Origin of the sequence: Psychroserpens sp. S379A (assembly GCF_049800755.1) — a bacterium.
GTDB lineage: Bacteria > Bacteroidota > Bacteroidia > Flavobacteriales > Flavobacteriaceae > Psychroserpens.
The window spans coordinates 716,931-728,476 of the sequence record NZ_JBNAFQ010000001.1 but is presented as its reverse complement, the minus strand read 5'-3'; the positions used below and the strand labels follow the sequence as shown (position 1 = coordinate 728,476).

The following is an 11,546-nucleotide window of genomic DNA, read 5'->3' as shown; positions in this document are numbered from 1 at the left end:
ATAAATACTTTAAATGAATTATTTATATGTCTCAATATTAATGTCTTGAAAGCATAGTATTGATAAAATCAATGATGAATTTTTAGTATTGAAAGCACATTGTTCCGAAAGAGTAAGTGAAAAAAATCGTGCTTTTAGGTATTGGAAGATTCCTGTAATATTAAAAATGCATGCAGATATATCTAAAGCAATACAAGAAGGAATTTACACCATAGAAAGCGAATATGTTCATGGTTGAAGAAAGACGATATGCTCGAAGTGCTAACAATTAAAGAATATAACTTTAATGCACGAGTATCTGCTTCAATAAAAGCTAATGATTTTCATTTTAATACTCTAAACCTTGAAGTGTTTAAAGGAATTGAATGTAATGCGCTATCTAAATCTAAACAAAACAAAATATGATCTACCGAGTTTACCATTTCTAAGGATAGTAATAGAATGGCATATCAAGTTGAAGAAGCAGTTGAAAATAGATTAGAATCAATAATCACATTATTGGTTTTGCCTGGAACAATTCAATTGACACCTTTAGGGAAGTTAATGATTTTAATGCAAGACAGTCAAGTTACAGGAGGCTATTCGAGAATTTTTCAGCTATCTGGAAATTCCATAAATCTGCTATCACAAAAGATTTTTGGTGATAAATTTAGGTTGAAATGTGTTGATGAGTAAGAAAAAACTTCAAAAAAAGATGTTTTTTTGGTTTTATGTTAAGATTTTCAATACATTAGACTGATTAATTAATTTAAACCAGCCAAATTATGAAAAAGTTAGTATTACTAATTCTAGGATTTGTTTTAGGAGCTCTAGCGATGTATTTTTATTGTTGTAACGATAAAAATGATGACCCTGTGAAAGAAATACCAGTTCCAAAAGGCATTATTAAGCCAACAGAAATTAAAACATTAACCGAAGCGTATAACCCAAGATACCAAGCCATAAACGACTCTGTATTTGCGGGTGTTGAGGGAGGAGACAATAGGTCGTCTTGGTATGCTCTTGAAGATTTGAAAAATTTTCTTGCTTTAGCTGAACAACAGGCAAGTGAAATGGGATACACTATGGATGGAATCAGAATTTATCCAGGAGCACATCCTCAATTGAAAGAACGACCAGGATATTCTACATTTTTACTAGTACCTACAGGTTATGAAAATAAATCTGAAGGCAATATGTTGTCAATGCAAAAAGGGAAAAGTAATGACCTTCAAGGAGGTAATGGTTTAAATCATGGAGGAGAAGGAGATCCTCCTGGAGCTAATTATCCTCAGTAAATAAACTATTAAGGTGAATGAATTTCTTTATGAGAATAGGTCTTTTATTACAAAGTTTTTAGAAGTATTTGCTGCGATTTTAGGATCTATTTATTTAAAGCACACAAAAAATCAGAAGTTAAAAGTTTTTGTTGTTTTTTTATGGATAACAGTTGTGGTAGAAATATTAGGTTACTATAAACATTTACTTCAAGATAACTATGACTATAGTTGGTTTATAGCTTGGAAAAATAGTGTGTTCTGCCAAAATATTTGGATCTATAACATATATAATTTTCTTACTATAGGATTCTTAGGTGTTTTTTATTCAGATTTGATAACTAATACAACTTCAAAGCTAATTATAAGATTTATTATTATTACTTATAGTGTGTTTTCTATATGCTATTATGTATTTACCGATGCATTTTTTGTAATTGGTTTGCCATATGATAATATCTTGGGATCAGTAATTATATCTATTTTTATTATTTTATACTTTAAAGAGTTGATGAGCTCTGATTTTATTTTACAGTATTATAAATTACCATCTTTTTATATTAGCGTAGCGTTGTTATTATGGCATTTATGCGCAACACCTTTATTCATTTATCATGGTTATTTATTGCCTTTTAATACAGAATTTGTAAATTTCAGAACATTGCTATTGTTATATATTAACATTTTTACGTATTCATGTATTACATTCGGTTTTTGGTACTCACTCAAAAGGAGCAAACAATAAATAAGGAGGAAATAGTTTTAATAGGTTATGTTATTTTTGCATTATTGTTGTTATGTGTTATGATAATTCTATTTTTTGTAACCTTTCAGAAAAGAAAGCATAAACTATTATTAGAACAGATAGAACAACAGAAGCGATTTGATGAAGAAATTTCTAGAACTCAAACCGAAATTCAAGAGCAAACTTTAAAGCATGTAGGCTGGGAACTTCATGATAATGTTGGTCAGTTATTGATTTATGCGAACATGCAATTAAAAATGGTCATGTCTAAAGCGCCAGAAGAACTTAAAAATAAAATGGATGAAGCTTCAGAAAGCGTTAAAGAGAGCCTTAAAGAAGTACGTTCGTTATCAAAATCTCTTAATAATGAAGTCTTGTTAAATCTAGGCTTTGAGGAATCGATTTCTAACGAATTAAATCGACTAAAACGCATGAAGTTTGAATCTGCTCAATTACAAATAAATGGCAGTCAAAAAGAGATTCAAGATAAAAAGCATGAACTTATATTGTTTAGAATATTACAAGAGTTCTTTTCAAATTCTGTAAAGTATTCTGAAGCTGAAAATATTGATGTGAGTTTAAATTACCAAGAGTCTCAACTAATAATAACTGCTTCAGATAATGGTGTTGGTTTTGATATGGAAACGTCTGAAAAAGGATCTGGATTAATCAATATGAAAAGTAGAGCAGAGTTAATTAATGCGACTTTCAGTTTAGTGTCAAAGCCTAACGAAGGTGTAACATTAAAAATAAAATATCCTTATTAAATCTTACAAGCATTCCATATAGCATCATTTGGTAAAGGTGCAGTAATATCAATTTGGTCTTTAGAGACTGGGTGTGTGAATTGCAAACGTCTAGCATGTAAACTAATGCTTGCATCTTTATTGCTGCGATCAAATCCGTATTTTAAATCCCCTTTTATAGGTGAACCAATATTGGCTAACTGACACCTAATTTGGTGGTGTCTTCCAGTTTCTAATTCAATTTCCAATAATGTATAATTATCTAAAACTTGTTTAATACTATAATGAAGAATGGCTTTTTTACTGCCACTAATTTCTTTTGAATAAGCAGTTGATTTGTTGTTCTTCGGATTTTTTTTAAGCCAGTTAGTTAAAGTTCCTTTTTGAGACTTAGGTGATTGCTTAACTATTGCCCAATAGGTTTTAGTGGCTTTTTTTTCTGAAAAGAGTTTATTGAGTCGAGGTAATGCTTTACTAGTTTTAGAAAACAACACGATTCCAGTTGTTGGTCTATCTAAACGATGCACAACACCTAAATATACATTGCCAGGTTTGCTGTATTTGTTCTTGAGATAGTCTTTAACAACGTCACTTAAAGGCTTATCACCAGTTTTATCACCTTGAACAATATCACCAGCACGTTTATTTACAATAATAATGTGATTGTCTTCGTAAAGTACTTGAAGGTTGTTTTTGTTTGAAAGAATTTTTTTTGACACAAGTTTTATGAATTTTCACTAACAGCTAACAGCTAACAGCTAACAGCTAACAGCTAACAAGTCTAACCTAATACTGCTCTTTCTCATTTGGAAAATCAACCGACTTTACATCACTAACATATTGACCAATGGCCTCAGTCATTTCTTCATATAAATTCATATAGCGACGTAAAAAACGCGGATTGAATTCATGGGTCATACCAATCATATCGTGAAGCACTAATACTTGTCCATCAACTCCTGCACCAGCTCCAATTCCAATAACAGGTATCGAAACACTTTCAGCAACTTCCTGAGCTAACTTTGCTGGTATTTTTTCAAGTACAATGCCAAAGCAACCTGCTTTTTCTAGCATTAAGGCGTCTTCTTTTAAGCGTTGTGCTTCAGCTTCTTCTTTGGCTCTTACAGTGTAGGTTCCAAATTTATAAATAGACTGTGGTGTTAAGCCTAAATGTCCCATTACAGGAATTCCAGCGTTCAAAATACGTTTAATAGATTCTTTGACTTCTTTTCCGCCTTCCATTTTTACGGCATGACCACCAGATTCTTTCATAATTCTAATAGCAGAACGTAAAGCTTCTTTGGGATCACTTTGATAACTTCCAAAAGGTAAATCTACAACCACTAAAGCTCTATCTATAGCTCTTACTACAGAAGATGCATGATAAATCATTTGATCTAAAGTAATTGGTAAAGTGGTTTCATGACCTGCCATAACATTACTAGCCGAATCACCAACTAAAATCACATCAATTCCAGCTTCGTCTACAATTTTAGCCATTGTGTAATCGTAAGCTGTTAGCATTGAGATTTTTTCGCCTCTAGATTTCATATCTACTAGAGATTTTACGGTAATTCGTTTGTATTCTTTTTTTGCGGTTGACATAAGTGCAATGGATTTATGATGTAAAAATAAAAATATTAAATGATAATGTTTGTTATGTAAATTAATTTGAAGGCTTAACAGTCGCTTAAATGTACACCAACTGCTAATCCTCCTTCAGAAGTTTCTTTGTATTTAGTATTCATGTCTTTTGCGGTTTCCCACATGGTGTTCACGACTTTATCCAATGGCACTTTTACATTGTTTGGATCTGTGTCTAGTGCTAATTCACAAGCGTTAATGGCTTTAATTGCTCCCATGGCATTGCGTTCTATACAGGGTATTTGAACCAATCCACCAATAGGATCGCAGGTCAAGCCTAAATGATGCTCCATGGCTATTTCGGCAGCAACTAAAACCTGTTCTGGTGATCCACCTGAAAGTTCACACAAGGCTCCAGCTGCCATAGCAGAAGAGACACCGATTTCTGCTTGACACCCACCCATTGCAGCACTAATGGTTGCGCCTTTTTTAAAGATGCTTCCGATTTCTCCAGCGACTAACAAAAAGCGTTTAATGTCGTCAAAATTACCATCGTGATTTTCAATAACTAAGTAATACATTAAGACGGCTGGAATTACACCAGCACTTCCATTAGTAGGTGCAGTAACCACGCGACCTAATGAAGCATTAACCTCATTAACAGCCAAAGCAAAACAACTGACCCATTTAAGAATTTGTCGAAACTTTACTTCGGTGTTTCTAATAGCGTTAAGCCATTCAATTGGTGTTGTATATGGAGCACTCCCTTTTAAGCTTTGGTGCATGTCATAAGCTCTTCGTCTTACATTTAAACCACCAGGAAGATAACCTTCAGTATGGCAACCTATATACATGCAGTCTAACATCGTATTCCAAATGCGTTGTAATTCTGAATTTATAGAGGCTTCATCACGAATCGATTTTTCATTTTCTAAAACTACACCAGAAATTGGTAAATTAAGTTGGTGACAAGCCTTTAATAATTCTACACCATTAGAAATTGGATACGGAAATGTACAATAAAAGATAATCTTATTAGCTTTAGCAAGTTTTCGTTCTTCTTGCACAACAAATCCACCACCAATAGAGTAGTAGGTAGATGATTGTTTTTTACCATGTATTATGGCATTGAATGTTAATCCGTTAGAATGAAAATCTAAAAATGTCTTATGGAATACAATATCTAATTTAGGATTAAAACCAATAGATTTTTCGCCATTAAAATTCAAAATACAACTTTGCTTAAGTTGTTCTATGTGTTTTGAAATATCTTCGGTAGGAATCGTTTCAGGATCATGACCTAACAAGCCTAAAATTACAGCATAATCTGTAGCATGACCTTTACCTGTAAGCGATAAGGAGCCATAGAGGTCAACGGTTATTTTTTCAACCTTATCAAAGGTGTTGCTGTCTTTTAATTCTTTAATCCAACGTTCTGCAGCTCGCCAAGGTCCTAATGTATGTGAACTCGAAGGACCAACACCAATTTTGAGCATGTCAAAAACAGAAATACATTCCATGTACATAATCGTTTAGTGTGCCAAATATAGTTTGTTTTAAAACATTGTGATACGATTTGTCTAAAAGTTTAGTGTTAAAAATGACATCATGTCATATTTTTTGTCATGGCATAAAGATTGTCATAATCCAATCGTAATTAAAAATGAACACAACATTTCTGATACAATTCAGAAGTCTATAAAACAAATACACTATTATGAGTAAGATTATTGGAATCGATTTAGGAACAACTAACTCTTGCGTTTCTGTAATGGAAGGTAACGAACCAGTTGTTATCCCAAACGCTGAAGGTAAAAGAACAACACCTTCGGTTATCGCCTTTGTAGAAGGTGGAGAAATTAAAGTTGGTGATCCAGCTAAAAGACAAGCAGTAACTAACCCAACAAAAACGGTTTATTCTATTAAGCGTTTTATGGGTAATAAATATTCTGAATCTAAAAAAGAAGCAGAACGTGTACCATATACAGTGGTAAAAGGCGATAATGATACACCTAGAGTTGATATCGACGGACGCTTATATACACCACAAGAATTGTCAGCAATGATTCTTCAAAAAATGAAGAAAACAGCTGAAGATTATTTAGGTCAAGATGTAAGTGAAGCAGTAATTACTGTACCAGCTTACTTTAACGATTCGCAACGTCAAGCTACTAAAGAAGCTGGTGAGATTGCAGGTTTAAAAGTTCGTAGAATTATCAACGAACCTACTGCAGCAGCTTTAGCTTACGGTTTAGATAAAAAAGGGCAAGATCAAAAAATCGTGGTTTTCGATTTTGGTGGTGGTACACATGACGTGTCAATCCTAGAATTAGGTGATGGCGTTTTTGAAGTACTATCTACAGATGGTGATACACACTTAGGTGGTGATGATGTTGATGAAAAAATCATTAACTGGTTAGCAGACGAATTCAATGCTGAAGAAGGAATTGATTTACGTAAAGACCCAATGGCGTTACAACGTTTAAAGGAAGCGTCTGAAAAAGCAAAGATTGAGTTGTCATCGTCTGCGCAAACAGAGATCAACTTACCTTATGTAACAGCGACAGCTTCAGGACCAAAACACTTAGTACGTACATTAACACGTTCTAAATTTGAGCAATTAATTGACGATTTAGTAAAACGTACCATCGAACCATGTGAAGCAGCTTTAAAAGCGGCAGGTTTATCAAAATCTGATATTGATGAAGTGATTCTAGTTGGTGGATCAACACGTATTCCTGCGGTACAAGAAGCTGTTGAGAAGTTCTTCGGAAAAGCACCAAGTAAAGGTGTAAATCCAGATGAGGTTGTATCTCTAGGAGCTGGTATCCAAGGTGGTGTATTAACAGGTGATGTAAAAGATGTCTTATTATTAGACGTCACACCATTATCTCTTGGTATTGAAACTATGGGTAATGTAATGACGAAGTTGATTGAAGCAAATACAACGATTCCTACTAAAAAATCGCAAGTATTCTCTACAGCAGCAGATAATCAGCCATCGGTAGAAATCCATGTATTACAAGGAGAGCGTCCAATGGCAGCAGATAATAAAACAATTGGTCGTTTCCACTTAGATGGTATTCCACCAGCACGTCGTGGTACACCTCAAATTGAAGTAACGTTCGATATTGATGCTAATGGTATCATTAAAGTATCTGCGGAAGATAAAGCCACTGGTAAGAAGCAAGATATTAGAATTGAAGCGTCTTCAGGATTGACAGAAGAAGAAATCCAAAAGATGAAGCAAGAAGCTGAAGCTAATGCTGAAGCAGATGCTAAGGCAAAAGAAACTGCTGATAAATTGAATCAAGCAGATGCGATGATTTTCCAAACGGAAAGTCAGTTAAAAGAGTTTGGTGATAAATTATCAGATGATAAAAAGCAGCCAATTGAAGCAGCACTTGAAGAATTGAAAAAAGCTTACGAAACTAAAGATATCGCTGTTATTGAGCCTGCTTTAGAAAAAATAAACGAAGCTTGGAAAGTCGCTTCAGAAGAGATGTATAAAGCTCAAGCCGAAGCACAGCAAGGTGGAGCAGAAGCGCCAGGACCAGATGCTAGCCAAAACGGACAAGCAGAAGGTAATGATGTAGAAGACGTTGACTTCGAAGAGGTAAAATAAGCAGAGAACCAATTCCTAATTTATCGGAATTGGGTGATTCGCTTATCTCAAACTTGATTTGGGAGCTCAAGAGAATAACGTCATGCTGAATTAATTTCAGCATCTCATAAAATTGTCATTCCGAGCATCGTCGAGGAATCTCAAATATAATTACTTAACATTTGTAAAAGCGCAATCCTAAAGGGTTGCGCTTTTTTATATTATGCGTCACTTCGAGTGATTTCAAGGAACTTGAAATCGTATCGAGAAGTATTTTAACTAAAAGCAAGTTCTCGATACAATTTGCTTAGGCAAATTACTCGAACTGACAAGGATAAAAAAAACTGATTTAATGATAAGTTTTGTACTTTCGACACCTAATAAACAAGTATGCCTTTTTTAGATAAATTAAACACTAACTACCAACCCAAACGCCTGGCCGTTAAGCTTACAGCAAAAGGTGAAAACTACGTACAGCAAGGCCATCCTTGGGTGTTTTCAGATAGTATTACTAAAATTAATACTGATGCTAAAACAGGAGATTTGGCTATTATCTTCGGGAAGCGTGCTAACAAAATGATTGGCATTGGTTTGTATGATGCTGCGTCACCTATTCGGATTAAAATGATTTATAGTGACACGACATCGGTGACTATTGATGCTGCTTTTTTTCTTAGTAAGATTCAAAAGGCGTATCAAAAACGACTTCCGCTTTTAGAAACAAATACCAATAGTTATCGCTTACTGTTTGGTGAAAACGACGGATTCCCATCGTTGATTGCCGATGTGTATGCTTCCGTTTTAGTGGTGAAGCTCTATTCGGAAATATGGTTGCCATACTTGCACAGCATTTTAGAGAGTTTGGTTAAGGTTTCAGAATGTGAAACTGTTGTTATTAGATTGAGTAGAAGTCTTCAAAATTCTAAATCACATCAGCTTAACGACGGACAAGTTGTTTATGGAACATTAGACAATGAAGTGGTTCAGTTTGTTGAACATGGTGTTAATTTTTCGGCAAGTGTGATTAAAGGTCATAAAACGGGTTACTTTTTAGACCATCGTGATAATAGGCGACAAGTGGGACTCTTAAGTAGAGATAAAACGGTTTTAGATGTGTTTTCGTATGCTGGCGGATTTTCGGTGCATGCGTTGGCTAATGATGCTAAAGAGGTTACTAGTGTTGATATTAGTGCTCAGGCGTTAGAGATTGCACTTCAGAATGGAAAACTCAACAGTTATTCTGGAATGCATAAGACTCTAGCTGGTGATGCTTTTGAGGTGCTTGAGCAATTGATTTCAAAAGGCAAAACCTTTGATGTGGTGGTTATTGATCCGCCGAGCTTTGCTAAGCAGCAATCTGAAGTAGCGCTTGCCAAAAAGAAGTATGCACAGTTGGCTGAGCTAGGTGTAAAGCTTACGGCTAAAAAAGGCATGCTAGTGTTAGCATCTTGTTCGTCTAGAGTGACTGCTACGGCGTTTTATGATATTAATGCACAAACGTTACAGCAGTGTAACAGACCGTTTAAAATAGAGCAGAAGACGCAACACGACATTGATCATCCTATTGGTTTTACTGAAGGTGCTTACTTAAAATGTGGGTATTATAGGTTTCTAGATTGATTGGTTTTTGATGTTTGATGGTTTTTTGTTTTGACTGACCCGAGGATGACCCGCTTATGACCCGAGGATGACTCGCTTATGACCCGCTTAAGCAATTAATGCTTTTTACTTATGAATTTGCTTTTTTTTCAATTTTTTTGATTTTTATGATATTCTTAGTGCGTGTTCGGGTGGTGTTGAGAATATAGAAAATATTCTACCTCTATTGGTTTGAGTTTTGAAAAAAATTCAATAAAACGTGTAATCTATTGATAATCATTTAATTTGAAGCGAATTTGGTTTATTTTTTATTTGCTATGTTTGGCATGTAAGGCTTGAAATTTATGTTGTCCGGAAGCTAAATTTTAGACTTATGTTGGTTGTACAGCCTCACCCTATTTATTTATTCCCTTATAAATAGTTTCCCTCATTTATCGTGAAAAGTGACTGTTGTTGCTTTTTGAATATTAACCAGATTGTTTCAATATTTAAACAATCATAAAACTTTAAGATTATGGCTAGGAACAATAGCTTTATTAAACTTGAAGGTACCTTGGATGGGTTAACCTTTTATAGAAAGAATGGTGAGTCTTTTGTAAAGACAAAAAACCGAGTTAGTAAGAATCGTATTATGAATGATCCTGCTTATCGTAGAACTCGAGAGAATATGCAAGAGTTTGGTGGTTCGGCACGAACTGCTAAGGCTTTGCGAGAGAGTTTTTCGGGAATTTTAAGGCTTGTTGGAGATACTTATATTAGTGCTCGATTGAGTAGTGTTATGCGTAATATTTGTTCTTATGGAACGGGTGTTCGTGGTGAGCGTGTTATTGATGTTGTTAGTCATGTTGACTTGCTTAATGGGTTTAATTTTAATTTGAATAAGCCTTTTGATACTCAGTTTAATGCACCTGCAAATGCTCCTACAATAGATTTGGATCGACATGTTGCGAAATGGGAAATTCCTGATTTTAATACGGATGCTTATGTTCGTGTGCCTGAAGGAGCTACGCATTTTAAGTTGGTATTAGCTGCTGGTTATACGAGTAATTATGAATGGGTTCCTGCTATTAGGGGTTATGAGCCTGTTGATGAGGTTGTTAATGGCCGTGGTATGGTGACTTATAGTGCTGAGATTGCTGTTGGTGGCATGGTTGGTAATGATACGTCTTTGGAGGTTGATATGTCTTCGTTTGGCGCTGTACCTGTAACTAGTGCTATTTTTGCTGGTACTGGTATTGTGTTTTACCAAATGGTGAATGGTGAGTTGTATGAGCTTGCTCAGGGTCATGCGATGAAAATAGCTGTTGGTGGCTAGGTGGCTGAATCTTTAGATCTTTAGATTTTTAGACTTGTTAGATTTTTAGACTTGTTAGATCTTTAGATTTTTAGATGTGAGGGTTCTTCCTTGGTTTTGTGCTGAGGGGGAATTTTTTTATTGTATTGTCTTGTGTTTTTGATAGGATGCTGAAACTGGTTCGGCATGACGGGTGGTTTGTTGTTTTTTGTATGTTCTTTTTTTCATTGCCAAAAAAAGAACCAAAAAGGTCTAGCCTTTACATCTTCGGCGGTCTATTACGCTTTTGAAGTCTAAAAGAAATGAACTCGCTGCGCTCTAACAGCATTTCTTTTTTTACGACTTCTGCATGCTATTGACACTCGCCTGCCAGATGTTGGAGGCGTGGTTTTTCGACGTTGTCGGAATTGGAAGTTGATTGATGGTTTCTTTGAATTATTATTAATGGTTGTCATTGTGAGGACATAGGACGTGACAATCTCTTTTTTATCGTGTTGTTGTTTGTTTATTTTTTATTGTTCATTTTTGATGGAGCAAAAATGAACCAAAAACTCCTTTACTGTAAGAGGAAATTACTTCGTAACGCTCACTTTTGTGCTTCTTGTTTTTTGGTTTTTAGTATGGTTTTGCTTCAATCCTTGATGGTTCTGGTTTTGGTGTTTATTCAGTTCGCTATTTCTGCTTACAGTGGTTTTCCGACGTTGTCGGAATTGGGTTT

Annotated in this window: 9 protein-coding genes and 1 pseudogene; 7 read left to right on the top strand and 3 right to left on the bottom strand. The window is 34.9% G+C overall.

The window, feature by feature from the left end; translation table 11 throughout:
• The first annotated feature begins 234 nt into the window (after positions 1-234).
• From ACP15M_RS03260 to ACP15M_RS03245, 4 genes and pseudogenes are all read left to right on the top strand, one after another.
• Entirely contained in the window at positions 235-405 is a 171-nt protein-coding gene (locus tag ACP15M_RS03260) for a hypothetical protein (RefSeq protein ID WP_425075739.1), read from the top strand.
• Positions 406-417: 12 nt separating this feature from the next.
• Positions 418-675: pseudogene (locus ACP15M_RS03255) on the top strand (allophanate hydrolase subunit 2 family protein); the annotation flags it as partial.
• Between the two features lie 89 nt (positions 676-764).
• Positions 765-1,277 carry a hypothetical protein gene (locus ACP15M_RS03250; protein ID WP_425075738.1) on the top strand — a complete coding sequence of 171 codons (513 nt, stop codon included), beginning with the start codon at positions 765-767 and terminating at the stop codon, positions 1,275-1,277.
• A gap of 783 nt (positions 1,278-2,060) precedes the next feature.
• Positions 2,061-2,768: a sensor histidine kinase gene (locus ACP15M_RS03245; RefSeq protein ID WP_425075737.1), complete on the top strand. Its 708-nt coding sequence runs from the start codon at positions 2,061-2,063 to the stop codon at positions 2,766-2,768.
• Here the strand turns inward: ACP15M_RS03245 and ACP15M_RS03240 are convergent.
• From ACP15M_RS03240 to ACP15M_RS03230, 3 genes are all read right to left on the bottom strand, one after another.
• Entirely contained in the window at positions 2,765-3,466 is a 702-nt protein-coding gene (locus ACP15M_RS03240) for an RluA family pseudouridine synthase (RefSeq protein ID WP_425075736.1), read from the bottom strand. The genes ACP15M_RS03245 and ACP15M_RS03240 overlap by 4 nt on opposite strands.
• 67 nt (positions 3,467-3,533) lie before the next feature.
• Positions 3,534-4,352, bottom strand: coding sequence for a 3-methyl-2-oxobutanoate hydroxymethyltransferase (gene panB / locus ACP15M_RS03235; RefSeq protein ID WP_425075735.1), 819 nt, complete (start codon positions 4,350-4,352; stop codon positions 3,534-3,536).
• 74 nt (positions 4,353-4,426) lie between these two features.
• Positions 4,427-5,851: an L-serine ammonia-lyase gene (locus ACP15M_RS03230; protein WP_425075734.1), complete on the bottom strand. Its 1,425-nt coding sequence runs from the start codon at positions 5,849-5,851 to the stop codon at positions 4,427-4,429.
• 197 nt (positions 5,852-6,048) lie between these two features.
• Between ACP15M_RS03230 and dnaK the strand changes: the two genes are divergently transcribed.
• The 3 genes from dnaK (at position 6,049) to ACP15M_RS03215 (ending at position 10,849) form a co-directional block, all read left to right on the top strand.
• Positions 6,049-7,956 (top strand): molecular chaperone DnaK, encoded by a 1,908-nt coding sequence (gene dnaK / locus ACP15M_RS03225; RefSeq protein ID WP_425075733.1) that lies wholly within the window; start codon positions 6,049-6,051, stop codon positions 7,954-7,956.
• Between the two features lie 369 nt (positions 7,957-8,325).
• The gene (locus ACP15M_RS03220; RefSeq protein WP_425075732.1) at positions 8,326-9,555 is read left to right on the top strand and encodes a class I SAM-dependent rRNA methyltransferase; all 1,230 of its coding nucleotides are present in this window, start codon (positions 8,326-8,328) and stop codon (positions 9,553-9,555) included.
• Positions 9,556-10,048: 493 nt separating this feature from the next.
• Positions 10,049-10,849 carry a hypothetical protein gene (locus tag ACP15M_RS03215; RefSeq protein ID WP_425075731.1) on the top strand — a complete coding sequence of 267 codons (801 nt, stop codon included), beginning with the start codon at positions 10,049-10,051 and terminating at the stop codon, positions 10,847-10,849.
• Positions 10,850-11,546 lie beyond the last annotated feature (697 nt).